A 21,411-nucleotide genomic window follows, 5' to 3' on the forward strand; every position below is an offset into this window, starting at 1 on the left:
CATGAAGGTGGTGCTGTTCTGCGGCGGTTTGGGCATGAGGATGCGAGCAGACAACCAGACCCTGCCCAAGCCCATGATGCCCATTGGCAGCCGACCCGTGCTCTGGCACGTGATGCGCTACTACGCGTACTTCGGCCACACGGAGTTCATCCTCTGCCTGGGCTACGGCGCTGAGGCGGTCAAGCAGTACTTCCTGGACTACCAGGAGACCGCGTCCAACGACTTCGTCATCACGAAGGGCGGCAAGCACGTCGAGATGCTCGACACCGACATCAGCGACTGGACCATCACGTTCATCGACACCGGCATTGACACGGCCATCGGTGAGCGCCTTCGCCGGATCCGGCCCTACTTGGAGGGCGACGAGATGTTCCTGGCCAACTACGGCGACGTCCTCACGGACGCGCCGATGAACGAGCTGGTTGACGCGTTCGCGGAGACGGAGGCAGTGAGCCAATTCCTGGCCGTGAAGCCACAGGACTCGTTCCACGTCGTGGACATCGACGACGACGGCAGGGTCACCGGCCTGGTTCCGGTCGCCGACATGTCGATGTGCATCAACGGCGGCTACTTCGTCCTGCGCCAAGGGATCTTCGACTACCTAGACGAAGGCGACGACCTCGTGATGGACGGCTGCGTCAAGGCAGCCAGGGACGGAAAGGTCCGGGCCGTGCGCTATCCGGGGTTCTGGGCGCCCATGGACACCCTCAAAGAACGCACGGCGCTCGAGGACCTGTACAAGCACGGCATCAGCCCCTGGGCGCTCTGGCGGGTCAGGCCGGTGGAGCAGGGCCGGCCGGTCTACGCCGTGGACGAACCCTCCCTGGCGTGACAGGGCGACATCCATGTATCGGCGAGGAGCGATGACGATGAGCAAGGACGTGTGATGGGCCGCCCTGGTGTGCTGCTCGACCGGGACGGCACCCTGATCGTCGACAGCGGTTACGTCGGCTCGGTGGATCGCGTCACGTTCCTCGAAGGGGCTGTCCAGGCGGTGGCTGCCCTCAACGCCGCCGGCATGCCGGTGGCGGTGGTCACCAACCAGGCGGGTGTCGCCAGAGGCTACTTCGGCCTCGAGGACGTACGCCGGGTGCACGACCACATCGACGCCGAGCTCGCGAAGCACGGGGCGCACGTGGACATGTGGCTCTTCTGCCCCTACCACCCTGAGGGGGTCGTCGAGGGTTTCGCCCGGGTGAGCGCAGACCGCAAGCCCGCACCGGGCATGGCGCTCGCCGCAGCGGAGGCGCTCGACCTCGACCTCGGGGCGTCTTGGGTCGTGGGTGACGCGCCCTCCGACATCGGGCTGGCGCGCGCCGTTGGAGCACGTGCCCTCTTCATCGGTACCGCCACGGGTGACCCGGATGTCGAGTCGGTCCCGGACCTCGCGTCCGCCGTGCGACGCATCCTGCGCACCGACGAACCGGCGAGCAGTCCTATTCATCTGAAGGGGTTCCTCGAGCCGCGGTTCCCGGCCGCGCGGTACGAGACGGCGGACGCGTTCGCCCGGGACTACACCTCCGAGCTGGCGAAGGGCCTCGGCAGTGTGGACCTGGTGCAGATCGAGAAGGCCGCCATCCTCCTCAACGAGGCCTACGACCGGGACTGCCTGGTCTTCGCCTGCGGCAACGGAGGCTCCGCCTCCATCGCCAACCACCTGCAGTGCGACCACAGCAAGGGAGTGCGCAACGGCACCGAGCTGCACACCCGGGTCATCAGCCTCAGCGCCAACGCGGAGCTGCTCAGCGCGATCGCCAACGACATCGGCTACGAGTCCGTCTTCGAGTACCAGCTCCAGTCCCAGGCCAGGCCGGGTGACGTGCTGATCGTGGTCTCGTCGTCCGGCCGCTCGCCGAACGTGGTCCGTGCCCTGGAGTGGGCGAGGGCGAACGGGATGCAGAGCATCTCGATGTCCGGTTTCGAAGGGCTACCCGCACGCGACCTGGCGACGGTCTCGATCCACGTCGACGCACAGAACTACGGGGTCGTGGAGGATGCGCACTCGGCCTGCATGCACCTCCTGGCCCAGTACGTACGCCAGTCGCGGATGTCGTCGCGGGCCATCGCCGGGCAGACGTTCTGAGCCATGCGCGTCGCCATCAACCTGCTCACCGACGATCCGGAGCACCCGTCGGGCGCCCACTGGTTCTGGACTCGCGTCATCCCCGAGATGGCGCAACGCCTCGACCCGGGCGAGGAGCTGCACCTGCTCGTCAGCCCGCGGACGGCGTCCATGCACCAGGGCTACGGCAGCTCGGTCCACCACCTGATGTTCCCGTGGTCCAACGAGCATCCACGGCTGCGTACGCTGAGCGAGCATGCCTGGGCACCACTGAGTCTCCGTCCGGCCGGGATCGACGTCTTCAGCACCTTGATCGCCCCCTTGGTGAAGCCAGCACCGGGGCTCGTGGCTCATTTCAAGACGATGCACGCCTTCACCGCTCCCCGGTCGATCCGGCCCGAGGTGCGCCTCTACCGGCGGCTGAGCTACCCGAGGACCGCACGCGTGGCCGACGCCATCATCATCAACTCCGAGAGCCTGCGCCAGGAGGTGGAGCGGCACCTCGACGTCGACCCGGCGAAGCTGAGGCTCATCCCGGAGGCGGTCGACCACGAGCTGTTCCGTCCGGGCGACCCTGAGCACGCGCGCGACCGGCTGCGGATGCGCCACGGGGTGACGCGGCCGTTCGTGCTGTTCGTCTCCTCGCTGTGGCCCTACAAGAACTGCGAGGGCCTGCTGCGAGCGTTCGCGGTCGCCCAGGGAGCCATCACCGGTCGTCAGCTGGTGATCGTCGGGCCGGGTCGCGACCAGGACTACGTCTCCAGTCTCCGCGCGCTCGCCGAGGAGCTCGGGATCAGCGATGACGTGGTGTGGGTGGGCGGTGTCCCGCTGGAGGACACGGTGGACTTCTATCGCGCCGCGGACGTCTTCGTCTACCCGTCCTTCAACGAGACCTTCGGGCTCCCGATCCTCGAGGCCATGGCGTGCGCGTGTCCCGTGGTGACGTCCGACCGCAGCGCGATGCCCGAGACAGCGGGTGGGGCCGCGCTGCTGGCCGACCCGGACGACCCGCGATCGATCGCTGATGCCATCGTCTCCGCGTGTGGCGAGGACGGGGAGCTCGCCCGGAAGCTGGGGCCCGAGCGCGCCGGACAGTTCACCTGGGGAGTGACCGCCGAGCACACGCTTGCCGTGTACCGCGAGGTGCACGCGCAGAGGGCGAGCTTGTGATGCGAGTCCTGGTCACCGGCGGCGCCGGGTTCATCGGGTCGCACACCTGCGACCGCCTCGCGCGTCTGGGGCACGAGGTCACGGTGCTGGATGCGTTGACTGCTCCGGTGCACCGCGACGGGCGGCCCTCCTACCTCACCCCGGGGGTCGAGCTGGTGGTGGGCGACGTGCGAGACCGCGACGCCCTGGCACCCCTGCTCCGCCGCACCGATGCGGTGTTCCATCTGGCCGCCTACCAGGACTACCTCACCGACTTCTCGCGGTTCACCGCAGTCAACGTCGTCTCGACGGCTCTCATCTACGAGATCGCGGTCGCGGAGGGTATCGATCTCCAGCGTGTGGTCGTGGCGTCCTCCCAGTCGGCCATGGGTGAGGGGTTGTACGTGTGCGAACGGGACGGCGAGCAGACACCCGACATGCGCTCGGAGGCAGCGCTTGCTCAGGGCAGCTGGGAGCTGTGCTGTCCGGAGTGCGGTGGGGCGCTGGAGATGCAGCGCACGCCGGAGCGCGTCTCCAACCCGCAGAACGCGTACGGGATGTCGAAGTACGGCCAGGAGATGGTGGCCCTGAACCTGGGGCGGCGCTACAACGTGCCCACCGTTGCCCTGCGCTACAGCATCGTCCAGGGGCCGCGACAGTCCGTCTACAACGCCTACTCGGGGGCGTGCCGCATCTTCTGCCTCCACTACCTGCTCGGCAGCGCTCCGGTGCTCTACGAGGACGGCCTGGCGATCAGGGACTACGTCAACATCCACGACGTCGTCGACGCGAACGTGCGCGTTCTGACCGATGTACGGGCGATCGGGAGGGTCTTCAACGTCGGTGGTGGGACCCCCTACACGACGGCCGAGTTCGCCGACGTGGTGCGCCGGCAGTACCGCTCGGACCTAGCCCCCCGGGTCAGCGGCGAGTACCGGTTCGGTGACACCCGGCACATCTTCTCGGCGATCGACGAGCTGACCGGCCTCGACTGGACGCCGAGGCGCACACCGGCGAACTCCGTAGCCGAGTACGCCGCGTGGCTGGAGGACCTGCCGGAGCTCGATCGGGTGCTGTCCGAGGCGGACAACCGGATGCGGGCCCTCGGAGTCGTGCGCAAGGTGCTGTCGTGAAGGCCGTGGTCCTGGCCGCCGGCGTGGGGAGCCGCTTGAGGCCGATGACCGACCACCTCCCCAAGTGCCTGGTCCCCGTCCAGGGTCGGGCACTGCTCGACCTCTGGCTCGACTCGCTCGCTACAGCAGGTGTGGACGAGGTCCTGGTCAATCTCCACCACTTGCCTGACCTGGTGCTCGAGCACCTCGGGAGGAGAGTCGGACCACCGGCGGTCGTGACGGCGTACGAGCCCCGGCTGCTGGGCAGTGCTGGCACGTTGCGCGCCAACAGCGACTTCTTTGCTGGCGAGGACCTGTTCCTCGCGGTCAACGGCGACAACCTCACCGACTTCGATCCGGCGCTGCTGGCGGACGCCCAACGGGCGTCCGGTGGATTGGCCACCCTGGGTGTGTTCCGGACGCCGCGTCCCGAAGCCTGCGGCATCGTCGAGGCCCGTGACGGGCTGGTCGTCGGGTTCGAGGAGAAGCCGGCGGTGCCTCGCTCCGACCTGGCCAACGCCGGGCTCTACGCGTTCAGTCCCGAGATCGTCGGGCTGGTGCGGGACGATGTGCCTCAGGACATCGGCTTCCACCTGCTGCCCCAGCTCGTGGGACGCGCGAGGGTCCTCGACATCGGCGACGCCTTCTTCCTCGACATCGGCACGCCCGAGGCCTATGCCGTGGCCGAGCGTGAATGGGGCGGGGTGGGGTGCTCATGATCATCACCCAGACACCACTGCGACTGGGCCTGGTCGGCGGAGGCACTGATCTGCCCGCCTACTACCGCGAGCACGGTGGTCGGGTGCTCAACACAGCCATCGACAAGTATGTCTACGTCATCGTCAAGCAGCGCTTCGACGACGACATCTACATCAACTACTCGCAGAAGGAGATCGTCACCCGCGTCGAGGACATCCAGCACGACCTGGTGCGTGAGGCCATGCACATGACCGGTGTCCGCAGCGGCGTGGAGATCACGACGTTGGCCGACATCCCCTCCGCCGGATCGGGACTCGGGTCGTCCTCGGCCGTCACGGTGGGCCTCCTGCATGCACTGTTCACCTACCAGGGCCATCAGGTCACCGCCGCGGAGCTGGCAGATCGGGCGTGCACGATCGAGCTGGACCGGTGCGGCAAGCCCATCGGGAAGCAGGACCAGTACGCCGCGGCGTACGGAGGCGTGTGCGACATGCGCTTCGGCCCCGGCGACAACGTGACGGTGGACCGCATCCGGCTGGAGCCGCGCGAGCACCACCGGCTGCAGGACGAGCTCCTGCTCTTCTACACAGGGGTCACCCGCAGTGCCGACACGATCCTCAAGGAGCAGACGGCCAACGTGGGCGACCGACTGCAGCAGCTCCACCGACTGCGTGACCTCGCCGGAGAGGCCGCCGGCGGACTGCGCACTGGCGACCACGGCTCCCTGGGGCGGGCGTTGGCCGAGAGCTGGATCGCCAAGCGAGAGCTGGCCTCGGGGGTGTCCAACGAGCTCCTTGACGACTACGTCGAGCGGGCGCTGAAGGCGGGAGCGACCGGCGCTAAGGTCGCGGGTGCCGGCGGGGGCGGATTCGTGCTCGTCACCTGCCCGGTCGAGCACCACTCGGCCGTGCGCGACGAGATGGCGCCCATGAAGGAGCTGCCGGTCAAGATCGAGCCGAGTGGCTCACGCGTCATCTTCAACGTCCATCGCGACATCTGGGGTTGAGGAGTCACGGCCCGTCCCCATCTGCGACGGCTCGTGGGGGCGCTGCGGATCGCAGGAACGATGACAGGGCTTCGAACTGTGGGCCGAGTGCTCGTTCCTGCTGCTCATTGTGCCCCGCGAGCATTTGCGCCACCTCGTCGTGCTGCGCGTCGAGTCGGCGGACCTGGTCGATCACCTCGTCGACGTCGAAGTCGGCAGCGTGGTGGCAGTAGTCACCCAGCCCCACGCTCTCCATCAGGATGTCCGACTTCCGGGCATAGCCGATGGCCACGGTGGGCACGCACGTCCGAAGTGCCGCTTGCACGCTGTGGTACCTGGTGGCGACGACGAGGCCGACGTCGACCAGCATCGACATGACGTCGTCCATCGAGGCGCACCGGTGAGTGGTGAGGACGCTTGGTGAGGGCCGCTGTCGCATCCTGGCGGCGATCAGCTCGACGATCGCCCAGTCTTCGACGTCCCCGCCGAAGAGGCGCACCTGCCAGTCGTCGTCCAGCAGCCCGGCCACCAGGTGACTGATGCCGGCGACGTAACGGTCATGCATCTCCTGCGCCCGGGGACGGTCCTCCTCAGCCCCCCGGAAGTTCATGACACCGATGGCGATCGACCGCGGGTGCGGTTGCCGTCGCGCGGGAGTCGGCAGGGCGAAGGCAAGATCGGGGTACACGCTATCGGTGCGAGCGACCTCGACACCCATCGCAAGCATGGCGTCCCTGGACAGCTCGTCGCGATACGACCGAAAGTGCACGAGACGCGCTGTGCTTGTGATCAGCCATCGTGTCATTCCGGGTGAGATCACGTCCGCCCCCACTGCGACCAGCCCGACCCGCGCGCCGGTGAGGCGTCCCGCCACGGCCAGGCACCACAGGCTCAGCGGCAGCCCCCACGGCCTCGACGGTGTAGTCGTCTCAAGTACTCCCATTCCGGGCACGAGGACCGCGTCATGGCCACGGACCCATGTGAGGGTGCGGAGCGGGTCGAGAAGGCGGCCGATGGCCTTGAGTGCCGGAGCCGGTACGGCCGAGAACCGCGCGGCATTCGCCTCGTACCACTGCAGGCTCGTCGCCGGCGCACCATACCTGGACTGGAGGACCCCCGGTCCCATGGCGAAGAAGTCCACCTCCGTGTCGGGGTACCGCTGCCGCAGGAAGGAGACCAACACCGCCAGCGACCCGTCGTTGCCCAGGTTCCCCGATCCCAGGATCCCGAAGAACCCCACCCGCACAGGTCCGGGGTCTCCAGGTCGGCGGACCGCGCGCGTCACGCGGCGCGGTCCGGTGGTGGCGCCGCGACAACCGACGACGGCATCTTCCATTCGCGCCTGCCACCGGCACTGGCAGCGCGCAAGGCGCTGGCGACACCCCGAGCCGCCAGCCACTCGAGCACGGCCCGGTAGCACGCGGCACGATCTGCCACAGACAGCGGCGCACGGTGGATCGCGCGGACGTAGGCAGCCACGTACTCGCCGAACAGGTGAAAGGTCGACTGTCCGGCCCGATCCGGGTCGAGCCGGCTGCACAGGGCCTGCACCGTCGGGCTGCGGTCACCCCGGTCAGGATGGTCCCGCCGGTAGTAGAGGAGCTCGGGCACCTGCAGGAAGCGTCCGTGCAGAGAGAGCTCCGCCACGTACGGCCGCCCCGGGTTGTAGAAGCTGCCGAGGGGACGTACCCGGCGGAGAACGTCCGTTCGGACGACGCCGTACTCGTCGTCGCCACCTTCCGTGAACAGCAGGCTCCTGAATCGGGTGGACGCTGATGGAGAGCTCGTCGGCATGGTGTAGTCGTATCGAGCGATGATTGCTCCCTCGGCGTCGATGTAGGCCATGTCGGCATGACAGAGGACCGCGTCCGAATGCTCGTCGAGCATCTTGACGCAGCGCTCGAGCAGCCGGCGCCCATAGAGGTCGTCATGGGCGGCAAGCTTGAACAGCTCGCCGCGAGCCAGCTCGACGACGAGGTTCTGGTTGGGTGTGCCGCCCGTGTTGCGCGCCTGGCGGACGTACCGGATGCGGTCGTCCTGGGAGGCGTACATCCGACAGATGCTCTCCGTCGCATCGGTCGAGGCGTTGTCGGAGATGATCAGCTCGAAGTCGGTGAAGGTCTGGCTCAGCAGCGCGTCGAGCGCCTTCACCAGGTAGTTCTCACCGTTGTAGACCGGCAACCCGATGCTGACTCGGGGTGATCCCGTCATTCTCGTGCCCCCTGCACCGTCTTGAGCCGACGGTCGCCGTGGCTCACCTCGACACCCAGTCAGCCATCGTCGGGCGAGCTGGACTCAAGACGTGTCCGAACAGCCCGAACTTTGGGTAGGAGTGCTGCCGATGCGGTCAGCGCAAGGTGCTTCCCTTGTCCTGCCGGAAGGGCGCCCCTCGCCAGGTCCGCCAGTCCACCGCGTTGCCCATGTCGTGCACGATGAAGCGCCACGGTCCCTCGTACCGATTGTCGGCCCACGTGTTGTCCTGCTCGAACGTGATGTTGTCCTCCACCACCTCTCCCTGGTACGGCGACCACTCCGGCGAACTGCCGACATTGGAGAACAGGCCCATCCAGCCGCAGCCGGCGGACGGCACGCACTCGGCGCCGAGCCTTGACGGGTGGAAGCGGAAGACATTGTCACGCACCCGCAGGTGCTGCGTCTTCCAGCGGCAGTCGTCGACGTAGGGGGCCGTGCCGATCAGGTTGGGGTTGCTGCATGCCTGCTCGGTGGCCACGTCGGGATTGACCAGGGTCGTGAATCCGGTGCTCGTGTTGGCAGGGGACCCGGCGAAACGGTCCGCGTTCTCCCACGCCATGATGCCTGACCAGTTGTCGACGAACCTGTTGTGCGCCACGGTGAGCGCCCGCGCGTACCTCGTCCCGGCACGTGGGTCACTGCCCGACTCCGACACGTACAGCGCGCTGAGCGGGAAGCAATCGCAGTCGGGGCCCTCTGCCAGGCCGTTGCGCACGAAGGTGTTGTGGACGATGCGCGCGTTGTAGCTCGTCTCGTAGATCATGCCCTCGGCGGCGTTGTGGGAGATATGGTTGCCCCGCACGAGGAACTCGGTGTTGTTCGTGTCTGCCCACAGTCCCACCCCGTGGTTGTGGTGGATCCAGTTGGCGAGCACGAGGGCCCCACGGGTGTCCCAGAACTTGCCGCCGCCCGTGCATCCACATCCAGGCTCACGCTGTTCCCAGTCGTCGGTGTTGTTGCCCATGACCTCGTTGCGCTTCAGCACCACGTCACGCACACCGTCGGGCTCGAATGCGCTGAACCCGTACTGCCCGTTGTGGGCGAGGCAGTTGTGAGCCACGACGTTGCCGTCGCCCAGGAACACGCCGGCGCCGTCGTTGTGCTGGATGGTGTTGCGCTTGATGCGCCAGCCGTCGCCTGAGTCGTGGTTGACGACGCCCTCGTTGCGGGGCGAAACGAAGTTCTCCACCGTGAGGTGCTTGATGGTGACGTCGGCGCCGTCACCTCCGAAGGCGTAGCGGTTCACGTGACGGCCGTCGACCACCGCTCCCGGTGCGCCCACGAAGGACTGCCCGTCCTTGGGGCCGACCTGGTCGAACTCGTCGTCTCCGAGGCCGTGGCGGCCCGGCGCCAGCCAGAACGTCGTGCCAGGTCGCGATCCCTCCACCGCGGCCTGCAGGTCCTCGGAGGGGGTGATCCGCCGCGCACCGGGGGGAGGAGTCGCCGGGCCGCGGAGGCTCTTCGAGCCGCAGATGGCGGCAGGCCGCTTGGCCCGCGAGCTGGGGGAGGTGCTGATCGCCGGCCCATCCCTCGACGTGTCCGCCGCCGGGCCGCTGGAGGTGTAGTCCGACGCCGGTCGGGGCGAGACCCGGGCAGCATCGACGCCCGGTCTCATCAGGAGAACCACGAGGAGTGCGGCGAACGCACCCACCACACACGCGGTTGCAACCAGCGGCTCAAAGCGCGAACAGTGTGCCACTGTGCCCCGCTCCTTGCTGGTGGAGGACAACACCGACCGCGACCATCGTCCAGGCTAAGCACCGCGACTGCCATGGGTAAAGGTGCACGGCCCCGCCTCCGTCCTCCCAGCTGACGATTTCCCCCACATAGGGGACCCCGGACCCCCACCGAGGCCGGAGGGGGCATCGCTTCGGAGCGTCCGCCGCCCGGGGCGCCGGCGAGGCCGAGATGACGGACGTCCTCGAAATTGGGGAGAGGTGCCGGAAATGTAGCCCGGTGCTCGCACGCGTGGGGATGATCGTTGTGTCCGACGGAGGGGGATGCATGATCCGCTTGGCACTGGGAGGACGACCTCTCGAGGTGCTGTGCTTGGGGGCACACCCTGATGACATCGAGATCGGCTGCGGGGGTGCGCTCCTGCGGCTGGCTGAGCGGACCCGGCTGAGCCTGCACGGCTTGGTCCTGACAGGTGACGGCCGTCGCGCTGACGAGGCGATGCTGTCGCTGCCGGCGTTCGTCCCCTCGGCGAAGGTGGAGGTGGCCGGCCTGCTGGACGGCCGTCTGCCTGCCCAGTGGGGACAGGCCAAGGAGGTTCTGGAGGACGTCGCCGGTCGCTGCGCCCCAGACCTCGTTTTCGCGCCGCGCGTCGACGACGCGCACCAGGACCATCGGGTGGTGGGCTCGTTGGCCAGCACGGCGTGGCGCGACTCTTTGATCCTGCACTACGAGATCCCCAAGTGGGATGGGGACATGAGGTCGCCCTCCCACTACGTCGCGCTCGAGGAGGAGCAGGCGCGTCGCAAGGTGGAGCTGCTGCGCGCGTGTTTCGGGTCGCAGGTCTCCAGGGACTGGTGGGACGACGAGCTGTTCATGGGCCTGATGCGTATCCGTGGCGTGGAGTGCCGCGCGAGCTACGCCGAGGGTTTCTATACGAGCAAAGTGCTGCTGGACCTGTCCGAGAAGGGGGCCGAGGATGCGGAGTCCTGCATCGACTGACATACCAGCGCCCGTCGACCGGGGGTTCTCCCGCTCGACGGCTGCCCAGGCCAGGCTGCACGAGCTCGTGCCGGGCGGAGCCCACACCTACGCGCGGGGCGAGGACCAGTACCCGGAGGGGATGGCGCCGGTGATCGCCCGCGGCGAGGGAGCCAGGGTGTGGGACGTCGACGGCAACACCTTCGTGGAGTACGGCATGGGTCTGCGTTCGGTGACGCTGGGTCATGCCTACGGGCCGGTGACGGCTGCGGTCACCGAAGCCATCGCACGCGGCGTCAGCTTCTCCCGCCCCGGCGCGCTCGAGCTGGAGGCTGCTGAGACCTTCCTGCAGCAGGTCCCCGGGGCGGACATGGTGAAGTTCGCCAAGAACGGTTCGGACGTCACCAACGCCGCTGTCAAGCTCGCCCGTGCCGCAACGGGGCGCAAGCGGGTGGCCATCTGCCATAGCCAGCCCTTCTTCTCCACTGAGGACTGGTTCATCGGCACCACACAGATGGCGGCAGGCACCCTCGAGGAGGAGGCTCGGCTCACGCTCGGCTTCGACTACAACGATCTCGAGTCGGTCCGCTCCCTCGTCCGGCGTTTCCCGGACGAGATCGCCTGCTTCATCCTCGAGCCCGCCACGGCGCTGGCAGAGCCCGCACCCGGGTTCCTCGAGGGTTTGCGTCGGATGTCGGACGAGCACGGCATCGTCTTGATCTTCGACGAGATGATCACCGGGATGCGGTGGTCGCTGCACGGCGCCCAGCACGTGTACGGCGTACGACCGGACCTGTCGACATGGGGCAAGGCCCTCGGCAACGGGTTCCCCATCGCAGCCTTGGCCGGTCGGCGTGAGCTGATGGAGCTAGGGGGCCTGCGCACCGATCGTCCCCGGGTGTTCCTGCTGTCCACGACCCACGGTCCGGAGTCGTCGGGACTCGCCGCCTACCTGGCGGTGCACCGGGCCTACCGCAAACGCGACGTCGTGGCGGAGATGGAGCACAGCGGCAGCCTGTTGACGGCGTACCTCACCGAGGAGATCGCGGCCGCCGGGCTCCAGGACCAGGTCAAGGTGCTGGGACGTCCCTCCTGCCTGGTCTTCGTGACGTGCGACGCGGCGAGGCAGCCGTCCCAGGCCTATCGAACACTCTTCATGCAGGAGTTGCTGCGGCACGGAGTTCTGGGCCAGTCCTTCGTCATCTCAGCGGCTCACACCGCGACGGACATCGACTGCACGGTCAGTGCCGTGGCCCAAGCGTTGACCGTCTACGCGCGTGCCATCGAGGCCGGCAGCACTGAAGGACTGCTCTCCGGGCGTCCGGTTGCTCCGGCGCTGCGGGAGTACGCGGCGCCGCGCCAGGTTCGAACACAGGGGAGGTCGTTCACATGAAAGTCCTCGTCGACGGCGACCGCGGGTACATCGGCGCGGTGATGGTGCCGGTGCTCCGGGACGCCGGACACGACGTCGTGGGCCTCGACGCCGGGTGGTACGACGGGTGCGACTTCGGGTCTGTGCCCTCCGGGTACGAGTCGCGCACCGGTGATATCCGGGACGTGAAGCCGGAGGACCTTGAGGGCTTCGACGCCGTTGTGCACCTCGCTGCGATATCCAACGATCCTGTCGGCCACCTGAATCCCGAGGCAACGTACTCCGTCAACGCACACGGGGCCGCCCACATGGCGCGCATGGCCAAGGAGGCCGGGGTGCCCCGCTTCCTGTTCTCCTCGTCCTGCTCCTTGTACGGCGCAGCTGGCGACGCACCCGTGACCGAGGAGAGCAGTCTCCATCCGGTGACTCCGTACGGCGAGAGCAAGGTCATGGCCGAACAACTGATCTCCGAGCTGGCGGACGACGACTTCTGCCCCACCTACCTGCGCAACGCGACGGCGTACGGCTCGTCGCCGCGACTTCGGGCCGACATCGTGGTCAACAACCTCACCGGAACCGCCTTCACCCGGGGCGAGGTCAGACTTCAGAGTGATGGCTCCCCGTGGCGTCCCCTGGTGCACGTGCACGACATCTGCCAGGCCTTCCTTGCGGTGCTGGAGGCCGACCCGGACGTGGTGCGTGACCAAGCCTTCAACGTCGGACGCGACGAGGATGTCCTACAGATCCGCGACATAGCGATGGCAGTCGCCGAGCGCTTGGGTGCACCCGTGACCTTCGCCGAAGGTGCGGCCCCGGACAAGCGCGACTACAGGGTCGACTTCGGCAAGGTCAAGGCGATGCTGCCGACGTTCCGGCCCAGCTGGACGGTCGCGGAGGGCATCGACCAGCTGGCGCACGACATGAAGGAGATCGGCTTGTCCGTGGACGACTTCGAGGGCCCGCGGTTCGTACGCCTCGAGCGTGTCAACGAGCTGCGCTCTGCAGGCGTGCTGGACGACCTGCTCGTCCTGGACCGCTGACGCCGATGGGCGGTGCGACACCCCACGAGGCTCTTGGCGCCGCCGAGGAGGACGGTTGCCGCACCGCCCGGATGCGCTCCATGATGGAGCGCCTCTACCCGATCTGCCGGAGCATCACGGGTGACGGTGTGCGCCGCACGCTCGACGTGATCGGCGAGGCGGTCCCGCTAGATCGGCACTCCGTACCGTCCGGGACCGCGGTGCACGACTGGACGATCAACGACGAGTGGAACGTGAGGGACGCCTACATCGCCGACGCCTCCGGGCGCCGGGTGGTGGACTTCCGCAAGCACAACCTCCACCTGGTCAGCTACAGCGTGCCCGTGCGGGCAACGATGACGCTCTCGGAGCTGCGTCCGCACCTGCACACGCTGCCCGAGCATCCGGACTGGATCCCCTACCGCACGACGTACTACGACCGGACGTGGGGTTTCTGCCTGAGCCAGCGCCAGCTCGACGCCATGGACGACGACACCCCATACGAGGTCGTGATCGACACGGCGCTCGGTCCCGGCGAGCTGACCTACGGAGAGGTCTTCCTCCCTGGCGAGACCGAGCATGAGGTCCTGCTCAGCGCGCACGTGTGCCATCCCTCCATCGCCAACGACAACCTCTCGGGGATCGTGGTCGCGTGCGAGCTGGCTGCGGTCCTAGCCGCGCGACCGCGCCGCCGCTACGGCTATCGGTTCCTGTTCGCACCAGGCACCATCGGCTCCATCACGTGGCTGAGTCGCAACGCCGGGCGGCTGGCTGCCGTTCGTCATGGCTTGGTGCTCACGGGTCTCGGCGGCCCCGGCGAGCTGGTCTACAAGCGGACTCGCAACGGTGACAAGCAGGTCGACCGGGCTGCTTCCCACGTCGTCCGTCGCGCCGGCGGCCAGACACGGCCGTACTCGCCCTACGGTTACGACGAGCGACAGTTCAACGCGCTCGGGTTCGACATGCCGGTGGGCCGACTGTCTCGCACACCGCATGGGGAGTATCCCGAGTACCACACCTCGGCTGACGACCTCGCCTTCGTCGAGGACGACCAGCTGCTCGGCGGACTCGACGCGGCTATCGCCATCATCGACGTCTTGGAGCGTGACCGGAACTACCGGAACCTCAGCCCGTACGGTGAGCCACAACTGGGTGCCCGCGGGCTCTACCCGTCCGTAGGGGGCAAGGCTGCCTCGGATACGGTGATGGCGATGCTGTGGACGCTGGCCTACTCCGACGGCCGCACGCCCCTCCTTGAGATCGCTGAGCTCGCCGACCTCGACTTCGCGGTCCTGGACGAAGCGGCCGCGAGCCTGATGGAGGGCGGAGTGCTGGCGTCCGTCATCGACTGAACACGGCGTTCCGGAATCGGCGCGGCAGGCGTACCCTCGTGGTCACCGCCCGCCCTCGTCAGACCAGGCGACCCGACATGGCTCGGAGGCTTTGCCGCGTGAAGAAACGAATCTCAGTCGTGCTGGTGGCAGTCTTGGCCGGGCTGCTCGCCCCCCTTACACCTGTGGCCACCGCTGCCGCCGATTGTGCCAACCCGCCATTCGTGACCTCGGACCCCAACGGGATGTGGAACGACGGCGGCTACATCGTCCACAACAACATGTGGAACGTGTCGGGCTACGACGTCTCCGAGACCTTGACGGCCTGTTCCTACCGCGACTGGTCGGTCCGGGTCACCGCCGACGACAGCCGTGGCGACGGAGCCGTCAAGACGTATCCCAACGTGCACAAGGACTACCACAACTGGAGCACGGGTGCAGAGCCACGGCTGAGCTCGTTCCGGAACATCCGGAGCACCTTCGCGGCCACCACTCCGCGTGTCGGCATCTACAACGCGGCCTACGACGTCTGGCTCAACGGGGTGCCTGGCGAGCACGAGGTCATGATCTGGACCGACAACTATCGTCAGGTTCCGGCTGGATCACGGATCGCCAAGGTGCGGCTGAGCGGTCGGACGTGGAGGGTCTACGCCACCAGCGACAACAGCTACATCGCGTTCGTGCCGGCCCAGCGGCTGACCAGCGGAACCCTGCGCATCAAGCGGATGCTCACCTGGTTGGTGGGCCGAGGTCGGCTTGAGCGCAACGTGACCCTGGGGCAGATCTGCTTCGGTTTCGAAGTCGTGTCCACAGGTGGCTCGCCCGCGGTCTTCTCCGTCTCGGACTTCTCGGTGACGAGCAGGAGGCGCTGACCGGCGCGCGTCCTGACGGGTCTCGGGGCGTGTCCACAGACTCAGTACGCCCCGCGGTGGTTCAACACGGCCTTGACGGTGCGAGCGAGGATCGCCAGGTCGAGGCCGAGCGACCAGTTGTCGACGTACCGCACGTCGAGGCGCACCGACTCGGCCCAGGAGAGGTCCGAACGGCCGGAGACCTGCCAGAGACCAGTCATGCCGGGCTTGACGACCAGACGGCGCCGCGGGTCGGTGTCGTACCTGGCGACCTCGTCGGGGAGAGCGGGCCGCGGACCCACGAGGGACATGTCGCCCCGGATCACGTTCCAGAGCTGCGGCACCTCGTCGATGCTGGTGCGGCGGAGCCAGCGGCCGAGCCCGGTGACCCGGGGGTCCTGCTTGATCTTGAACAGCACGCCGTCGGCCTCGTTGCAGGGCACCAGCTCGGTGCGCTCCGCGTCCGCCGAGCTCGACATCGACCGGAACTTGTACATGGTGAAGAGCCGGCCGTCGCGGCCGACCCGAAGCTGCCGGTAGATCGCCGGTCCAGGGGAGTCGATGCGGATGAGGAGACCGATCACCAGCAGGGCGGGAAGCAGGAGCGCAAGCCCGATCGTCGCGGCCACGCGCTCTACGACCTCCTTGACCCACCGCCGCGGTCCCCCCATTGACGGCGGAACAGCACGGACGAGGGTGAGCCCGCCGGTGGCGAACACCCGGGTCCGCACTGGGGTGACGTCGAGGAGACAGGTGCCCACGTAGAGCTGGGTCCCGACTCCCGTCAGGGCCCAGTCGAGACGGCGCACCTCGGCAGGGGTGAGGCGGCTGCCGGGCAGCACCACCACGGCGTCCGCCTGGTGCTGGCGCGCGGCGCTGGGCGAGGCATCGAAGCCGAGGTAGGTCGGCAGGTCGCCCGTCGGCACCTTGGACGTGCGGGTGAGGCACACCGCGACGAGGTCGTGGTTGTCGTTGGCCTCCATCTCGAGCATCGCGTCCCTGACGTCGCGCGGACGCCCCGCGAGCACGACGCGCGGCCGGCGCCGACGTACGGCGACCAGGAGGTGGACCGCGCTGGCGACGCTGAGGGCGGCGACGAGCTGGGAGAGTGCTACGGGGTCGATGGTCGTGAGCCAGGGTGACGTCGCCAGCACGAGGACCGCGATGCGGACACCGGTGCCCAGGACGAGACGGAACCGGCTGCCGCGACTCTCGCCGAGCTCCCGCTTCCGGTAGTGGCCCGCGGCCGACGAGACCAGCACCCAGATGGTGCTTGTTGCGACAGCCACCTCCATCGCAAGCAGGTCGAAGGCGGTCGCTGCCAGAGCCAGAGCGAGGGAGAGGGCGGTGTCGACGGCGACGACCGGCCAGCTCGTCTGGTGCCGGCGCACGGACGAAGGGGTCTCAGCCGGAGCGACCTGCGCCGCGACATCAGGTGCCGACGGCCCGGCTGCCCGCGGGCGGGGGATGGTGGGCGAGGAGACGCGGGGTGCATGGGTACGGGCGGTGACCTGCGTCATGCTCACCCCTCCCGGAGCCCCCCGGAGGCGCCTGTCGTCGAACGTGCTGCGAGCCTAGGAAGCATGCGATGGCGGGGCATGCCGCAAATCAGCGAAAGCCCTGCACACGGGCACCTTTTCGGGGGTGCACAAAGAGTCCTTGAAGAGTTACCCAGTCCGTGGGATGGGCGTCTCGCGGCGTGGCACCTACTCTCGAAGAGGTGCACCATCACTGATTCGCTGTGCTCGTCCTGACCTGTCCTGTTCAGTGTGCGAGCGGTCGCGAGGTCTCCCCACGGTCCGCGACCGCGAGGCGAACCAGTGGCGGCGGTCGAGGTCTCCCCCACCCTCGGCCGCCGCGTACGCTCGTCCACCTCGCCCGAGACGGTTCGAACCCTCTACGTGGGCGTGGTGGGCCGACTCGTAGCCCGCGCACCCTGGCGGGGGCGTGGCACCGCCGGCGCGGTGCCGAAGAAGCAGTCGTGCCACATCTCGAGGGACATCAGGGTCCAGAGCTGGATCTCCTCGTGGCCACCGCGCTGGTGCCTGTCGACGAGCTCGCGGACCATGGACCGATCGAGGGTGTGCCCGACCCACGATTCCGCTCCGGTGAGCCGATCGCGCGCAGTGTCGCGCAAACCTGTCCGGAACCAGGAGTCCAGCGGAACCCGGAAGCCGACCTTTCTGCGGTCGGTCACGTCGTCAGGCAGGAGGCGCCGCGCGACCTCCCTCAGCACCCACTTCGTCGACCCCGGGCGCACCTTGACCGACGTCGGCAGCCGGAATGCCAGCTCGACGAGCTGGTGGTCCAGCAGCGGAGGTCGCAGCTCCAGCGAGGCCGCCAGCGACATCCGGTCGCCCCGCTCGAGCAGGTTGTCTGGCAGCCAGTGGCGCAGGTCGTGGCGCAGCATCCGGTCGACCGGGTCGACGCCGAGCGGGGGCGCCGCGCGTCGCTCGGGCGGGGGTGGGCTGCCGAGCAGTCCCTGCCGCTCGGCTGCGGTGAACGGGGCGCCCTGGCGCCGCTCGATCAGCTCCGCCAGGCCCGAGTGCAGCCGGGCGGGCAGCACGGTGGAGCGCTCGGCGACGCGCGCGAAGCGGTACTTCGGGTAGCCGGCGAAGAGCTCGTCGCCGCCCTCTCCCGACAGCACCACGCGCACGTGCTCGCGAGCCGCACGCGCCAGCGCGAACACCGCGATGTCGGAGGGTTCGGAGATGGGCGCGTCTCGGTGCCACGTGAGCCTTGCCCACACGTCCTCGAAGTCGGTGGGTCGCAACAGCACCTCGTGGTGCTGCGTGCCGATCAGGGTGCTGACTCGCCGCGCCCAGGGGAGCTCGTCATGCGGGTGGTCACCGAAGCCAGCAGAGAACGTGTGCACCGGCTCGTCGCCGCGCAGCTGCTGCATCTGCGCAACGATCAGGCTGCTGTTCAGCCCGCCCGAGAGGTGCGCCCCCACCGGAACGTCCGCCACGAGCGCGGCCCGGACCGCCTCGCGTACGCCGTCGCCGACCGCCTCGATCGCGTCACTGGCGCCCCAGGTGCCGGGAGGGTCGCACTCCGGGGGTGCCCAGTAGCGGACCTCCTCGAGGTGTCCACCGGGCATGATCGAGACGCGGTGCGCGGGGCGTACCTTCTTCACTCCCTCGAACAGGGTGTCCGGCGCCGCGACGGCCCCGGCGCCGAGGTAGGCGTCCAGGCTGCGGTGGTCCACCTGCGGGGGTGGGCCGATGGTCAGCAGGGCCTTGACCTCCGAGCCGAACGTGATGCCTCCGGGGATGTGACGGTAGTAGAGCGGCAGGATCCCGAGGCGGTCGCGCACCAGGTGCGTGGTGCCGGTGCGCAGGTCGTGCGCGACGAGGGCGAACTGGCCTTGCAGCCGCTCGACGAAGCTGATCCCCTCCAGGGCCAATCCGGCCACCACGACCTCGGTGTCGCCGCGCGTGCGGAACGGATAGTCCAGATGGGCGCGCAGGCTCTCGTAGTTGACGACACCGCCATCGATGGCGAGCACCCATCGGCCGTCGACCGAGTGCATCGGTTGATGGGAGTTCTCGACATCGATGGTCGGCAGCCTCGTGTGAGCCAGGCCGATGTCGGGACCCACCCATACAGCGGCTTCGTCGGGCCCGCGGTGGTGCAACAGCTCGGTCATCTCGTGCAACGCGCCCGTCGCGAGCGCGCTTGGGGAGAACGCGCGTATGCCACCGATCCCGCCCATCAGCCGCCTCCGCTCCTCCCGCGCAGGGGGTTCACGCGCCTTGTCTCCAGCCGGCCTGGTGGGCCATCCCAACGGCCGCAAGCTGCGACGACACCTCGAGCTTGCTGAGGATCGACTTGACCTGGGTGCGCACCGTGGCTTCGGAGACGACACTTTCCTTCGAGATGGCGCGCACCGTGCGCCCCTCGATCAGCCCGGCCAGGACCTGCCGTTCGCGAGGCGTGAGCAGGTCGAGGCGGCGACGGAGATCGTCCTGAGCCTTGCGCTCCCGGGTCCATGCATCGAGCAGGGCCTCCAGCTCCTCCCGCGTCACCACTGGGAGCCCTTGGTGGAGGCGTCGGACGGTGCCGATCGCCTGCTGCAGTGCGCCGCTCTTCGGCAGCACCTTCCGGGCTCCCAGTCGCATGCACTCGCCCCATCGGCCGACGTCCTGCGAGGCAGTCAGCACCACGACGTTGATGCCCGCCCTCGCCAAGGGGGGAATCAGGTTCCCACCGTCGCCGAACCGCCCGAGATCGAGGTCGAGGATGACCGTCCGCGGGTTGGCGCGCAGCGCCAGCGACCGCAGCGTTGCCATCGAACCCCGCTCCTCGGGCAGCTCGAGGCGGCGTACGTCGTACCCCTCGAGCGACAGGGCGAGCTCGAGCGACTCGGCGAACAGCATGTGGTCGTCGACGATGAGGACCCGGTAGTCAGCCCGAGCGGAGCCAGGCATGGTGATCCTCCGACGTCTGCTCGTTCTCGGGGGAGCGGCGCGCTGCCGGCAGGGAGATGACGAAGGACGAGCCCTGCCCCTGGTTCTCGGCAAGCCTCAGTGAGCCACCCTCCTGGTTCACCAGCCTCTGTGCCAGGTTCAGGCCGATCCCCTCGCCCGGGGAGTCGCTGCCGCGCTCGCCCCAGTCGAAGATCTGCGCCTGCTGCTCCTTCGGGATGCCACGGCCGAAGTCCGTGACGCGGATGTCGATGGTCTGCTCGTCACTGCGCTCGACCTCCACCAGGCTGCTCTCGGTTCCCCCGTGGGTGACGGCGTTGTCCATGAGGATGTTCAGCACCTCGGCGAGCGAGTCGAACCGCGCCCTCACGACATCCCCGTTGCTGTGGCACTCGACGTGGCGACCCTTGAGCCGCTGCAGGTCGAGGATCAGGGTCAGTGCCTCGTCGAGGTCGAGGTCGGCGGCGGCGTCGTCCTGCCCGGACAGCAGCCGTTCCATGCGGTCGAGCTCCCGCCGCACCGATGCCCACAGGCGTACGCGCACCTCGGCGGGCACGTCGGGGCGGTCGATCATCTCCGACCCGCTCACCAGACCCGCCAACGTGCTGCGCAGCTCGTGCAGGCGCTCCCGCTGTGCGCGGGTGCTCACGAGTGCCTGCTCCAACGCGTCGACGCGCGCCCGCTCCTCGTCCAGCGCCCGCCGCGTGCTGACCCAGACGAATCCCAGCCAGGCGGCACCGATCGCAGCTCGAGAGAGGAGCACCACAGGGTCGCCGAGCGTGCCTGCGTCGCCCCAGACGTGGACCAGCAGGCCCCCCGCGGCCACCAGCACCGTAGCAACGATCAGGAAGCCGACCGGCCGCGACAGCGCCCTCTCCCGGAGCACGAGCGCGGTGACGGTGACGTGAGTTCCCACCAGTACGCCGACCAGCACCTGCATGAGCGGCGAAGGTGGCGACGACACCGGGAGCTGCAGCACGAGATGACTGGCGGCCACCAGGCCCATGCCCAGCCCGATCGCGAAGCTGTCGTCGACCAGGTGGCTGACGCGGTGCAGCCCGAGCAGAGGTGCCACGACGATCGCAAGTCCTGCGAGAGCCGCAGCGACGAGCAACCCCGCGCCGACGCGGCCATGTGGAAGCGCGCCTTGGAGCGCGAGCTGGGTGACCAGCAGGGACTGGGCTGCTATCACCGCCCCGGTTGTCAGGATCCATCGCGTCTTCCGGCCCTCGTGACGTCGCCAGCCAACGATGGCCGCGCAAGCGGATCCGGCGACGAAGACTCCGACGACCAGCCCGTCACCCAGCGACGGCGCCGCCGCTCCACCAGATCCGATCCAGGCGAGAGCGAGGAAGGACACGACCACCGCGATCCCCGTCCCCAGCTTGTGCCATGCGTTAGCCCAGAAAGTTCCGAGCATTGCGTCCTCCCCCTGCTGTGCAGTCGTTCCTTCGCGGTTCCCCTACCGGTCGGCAGCTCTCCCGTGCTGCCGCCCA

18 protein-coding genes are annotated in these 21,411 nt (G+C 68.4%); 11 read left to right on the forward strand and 7 right to left on the reverse strand.

The window, feature by feature from the left end; genetic code table 11:
- Nucleotide 1 precedes the first annotated feature (1 nt).
- From J3P44_RS02440 to J3P44_RS02465, 6 genes are read left to right on the forward strand one after another with little or no spacing between them, the layout of a single operon-like run.
- On the forward strand, nt 2-832 hold the full coding sequence (locus J3P44_RS02440) for a sugar phosphate nucleotidyltransferase (protein WP_255888637.1): 831 nt from the start codon (nt 2-4) through the stop codon (nt 830-832).
- Nucleotides 833-886: 54 nt separating this feature from the next.
- Nucleotides 887-2,083: an HAD-IIIA family hydrolase gene (locus tag J3P44_RS02445; RefSeq protein WP_255888638.1), complete on the forward strand. Its 1,197-nt coding sequence runs from the start codon at nt 887-889 to the stop codon at nt 2,081-2,083.
- A 3-nt stretch (nt 2,084-2,086) separates the two neighbouring features.
- Entirely contained in the window at nt 2,087-3,232 is a 1,146-nt protein-coding gene (locus J3P44_RS02450; protein WP_255888639.1) for a glycosyltransferase family 4 protein, read from the forward strand.
- Nucleotides 3,232-4,344 carry an NAD-dependent epimerase/dehydratase family protein gene (locus J3P44_RS02455; protein ID WP_255888640.1) on the forward strand — a complete coding sequence of 371 codons (1,113 nt, stop codon included), beginning with the start codon at nt 3,232-3,234 and terminating at the stop codon, nt 4,342-4,344. Before J3P44_RS02450 ends, J3P44_RS02455 begins: the two co-directional genes overlap by 1 nt.
- On the forward strand, nt 4,341-5,042 hold the full coding sequence (locus J3P44_RS02460) for a nucleotidyltransferase family protein (RefSeq protein ID WP_255888641.1): 702 nt from the start codon (nt 4,341-4,343) through the stop codon (nt 5,040-5,042). The genes J3P44_RS02455 and J3P44_RS02460 overlap by 4 nt, the downstream gene beginning before the upstream one ends.
- Nucleotides 5,039-6,028 (forward strand): GHMP family kinase ATP-binding protein, encoded by a 990-nt coding sequence (locus tag J3P44_RS02465; protein ID WP_255888642.1) that lies wholly within the window; start codon nt 5,039-5,041, stop codon nt 6,026-6,028. Before J3P44_RS02460 ends, J3P44_RS02465 begins: the two co-directional genes overlap by 4 nt.
- A gap of 4 nt (nt 6,029-6,032) precedes the next feature.
- Here the strand turns inward: J3P44_RS02465 and J3P44_RS02470 are convergent, their stop codons facing one another.
- From J3P44_RS02470 to J3P44_RS02480, 3 genes are all read right to left on the reverse strand, one after another.
- Entirely contained in the window at nt 6,033-7,247 is a 1,215-nt protein-coding gene (locus J3P44_RS02470; RefSeq protein ID WP_255888643.1) for a polysaccharide pyruvyl transferase family protein, read from the reverse strand.
- Between the two features lie 41 nt (nt 7,248-7,288).
- On the reverse strand, nt 7,289-8,218 hold the full coding sequence (locus J3P44_RS02475) for a glycosyltransferase family 2 protein (RefSeq protein WP_255888644.1): 930 nt from the start codon (nt 8,216-8,218) through the stop codon (nt 7,289-7,291).
- A gap of 136 nt (nt 8,219-8,354) precedes the next feature.
- Nucleotides 8,355-9,875, reverse strand: coding sequence for a right-handed parallel beta-helix repeat-containing protein (locus J3P44_RS02480; protein ID WP_255888645.1), 1,521 nt, complete (start codon nt 9,873-9,875; stop codon nt 8,355-8,357).
- 389 nt (nt 9,876-10,264) lie between these two features.
- Between J3P44_RS02480 and J3P44_RS02485 the strand changes: the two genes are divergently transcribed.
- The 5 genes from J3P44_RS02485 (at nt 10,265) to J3P44_RS02505 (ending at nt 15,509) form a co-directional block, all read left to right on the forward strand.
- Nucleotides 10,265-10,936, forward strand: coding sequence for a PIG-L deacetylase family protein (locus J3P44_RS02485; protein ID WP_255888646.1), 672 nt, complete (start codon nt 10,265-10,267; stop codon nt 10,934-10,936).
- On the forward strand, nt 10,914-12,308 hold the full coding sequence (locus J3P44_RS02490; RefSeq protein ID WP_255888647.1) for a glutamate-1-semialdehyde 2,1-aminomutase: 1,395 nt from the start codon (nt 10,914-10,916) through the stop codon (nt 12,306-12,308). The genes J3P44_RS02485 and J3P44_RS02490 overlap by 23 nt, the downstream gene beginning before the upstream one ends.
- Nucleotides 12,305-13,327 carry an NAD-dependent epimerase/dehydratase family protein gene (locus J3P44_RS02495; RefSeq protein ID WP_255888648.1) on the forward strand — a complete coding sequence of 341 codons (1,023 nt, stop codon included), beginning with the start codon at nt 12,305-12,307 and terminating at the stop codon, nt 13,325-13,327. Before J3P44_RS02490 ends, J3P44_RS02495 begins: the two co-directional genes overlap by 4 nt.
- An 80-nt stretch (nt 13,328-13,407) precedes the next feature.
- Entirely contained in the window at nt 13,408-14,658 is a 1,251-nt protein-coding gene (locus tag J3P44_RS02500) for a DUF4910 domain-containing protein (protein WP_255888649.1), read from the forward strand.
- Nucleotides 14,659-14,756: 98 nt separating this feature from the next.
- Nucleotides 14,757-15,509, forward strand: coding sequence for a GH12 family glycosyl hydrolase domain-containing protein (locus tag J3P44_RS02505; RefSeq protein WP_255888650.1), 753 nt, complete (start codon nt 14,757-14,759; stop codon nt 15,507-15,509).
- Nucleotides 15,510-15,550: 41 nt separating this feature from the next.
- Here the strand turns inward: J3P44_RS02505 and J3P44_RS02510 are convergent, their stop codons facing one another.
- The 4 genes from J3P44_RS02510 to J3P44_RS02525 form a co-directional block, all read right to left on the reverse strand.
- Entirely contained in the window at nt 15,551-17,008 is a 1,458-nt protein-coding gene (locus tag J3P44_RS02510; protein ID WP_255888651.1) for a sugar transferase, read from the reverse strand.
- 377 nt (nt 17,009-17,385) lie between these two features.
- Complete coding sequence (asnB, locus tag J3P44_RS02515; RefSeq protein WP_255888652.1) at nt 17,386-19,203, reverse strand: asparagine synthase (glutamine-hydrolyzing); 1,818 nt, start codon at nt 19,201-19,203, stop codon at nt 17,386-17,388.
- 31 nt (nt 19,204-19,234) lie between these two features.
- Nucleotides 19,235-19,918 (reverse strand): LuxR C-terminal-related transcriptional regulator, encoded by a 684-nt coding sequence (locus J3P44_RS02520; protein WP_255888653.1) that lies wholly within the window; start codon nt 19,916-19,918, stop codon nt 19,235-19,237.
- Nucleotides 19,896-21,335, reverse strand: coding sequence for a sensor histidine kinase (locus J3P44_RS02525; protein ID WP_255888654.1), 1,440 nt, complete (start codon nt 21,333-21,335; stop codon nt 19,896-19,898). Before J3P44_RS02525 ends, J3P44_RS02520 begins: the two co-directional genes overlap by 23 nt.
- Nucleotides 21,336-21,411: the final 76 nt, after the last annotated feature.

The organism is Nocardioides astragali (genome assembly GCF_024436375.1).
Taxonomy (GTDB): domain Bacteria; phylum Actinomycetota; class Actinomycetes; order Propionibacteriales; family Nocardioidaceae; genus Nocardioides; species Nocardioides astragali.

What these genes read in the sequence shown, in the direction of transcription:
- J3P44_RS02440 (WP_255888637.1), top strand. Translation starts at nt 2, where the DNA reads ATGAAGGTGGTGCTGTTCTGCGGCGGTTTGGGCATGAGGATGCGAGCA.
- J3P44_RS02445 (WP_255888638.1), top strand. Translation starts at nt 887, where the DNA reads ATGGGCCGCCCTGGTGTGCTGCTCGACCGGGACGGCACCCTGATCGTC.
- J3P44_RS02450 (WP_255888639.1), top strand. Translation starts at nt 2,087, where the DNA reads ATGCGCGTCGCCATCAACCTGCTCACCGACGATCCGGAGCACCCGTCG.
- J3P44_RS02455 (WP_255888640.1), top strand. Translation starts at nt 3,232, where the DNA reads ATGCGAGTCCTGGTCACCGGCGGCGCCGGGTTCATCGGGTCGCACACC.
- J3P44_RS02465 (WP_255888642.1), top strand. Translation starts at nt 5,039, where the DNA reads ATGATCATCACCCAGACACCACTGCGACTGGGCCTGGTCGGCGGAGGC.
- J3P44_RS02475 (WP_255888644.1), bottom strand. Translation starts at nt 8,218, where the DNA reads ATGACGGGATCACCCCGAGTCAGCATCGGGTTGCCGGTCTACAACGGT.
- J3P44_RS02480 (WP_255888645.1), bottom strand. Translation starts at nt 9,875, where the DNA reads ATGAGACCGGGCGTCGATGCTGCCCGGGTCTCGCCCCGACCGGCGTCG.
- J3P44_RS02485 (WP_255888646.1), top strand. Translation starts at nt 10,265, where the DNA reads ATGATCCGCTTGGCACTGGGAGGACGACCTCTCGAGGTGCTGTGCTTG.
- J3P44_RS02490 (WP_255888647.1), top strand. Translation starts at nt 10,914, where the DNA reads ATGCGGAGTCCTGCATCGACTGACATACCAGCGCCCGTCGACCGGGGG.
- J3P44_RS02495 (WP_255888648.1), top strand. Translation starts at nt 12,305, where the DNA reads ATGAAAGTCCTCGTCGACGGCGACCGCGGGTACATCGGCGCGGTGATG.
- J3P44_RS02500 (WP_255888649.1), top strand. Translation starts at nt 13,408, where the DNA reads ATGATGGAGCGCCTCTACCCGATCTGCCGGAGCATCACGGGTGACGGT.
- J3P44_RS02510 (WP_255888651.1), bottom strand. Translation starts at nt 17,008, where the DNA reads ATGACGCAGGTCACCGCCCGTACCCATGCACCCCGCGTCTCCTCGCCC.
- asnB (WP_255888652.1), bottom strand. Translation starts at nt 19,203, where the DNA reads ATGGGCGGGATCGGTGGCATACGCGCGTTCTCCCCAAGCGCGCTCGCG.
- J3P44_RS02520 (WP_255888653.1), bottom strand. Translation starts at nt 19,918, where the DNA reads ATGCCTGGCTCCGCTCGGGCTGACTACCGGGTCCTCATCGTCGACGAC.
- J3P44_RS02525 (WP_255888654.1), bottom strand. Translation starts at nt 21,335, where the DNA reads ATGCTCGGAACTTTCTGGGCTAACGCATGGCACAAGCTGGGGACGGGG.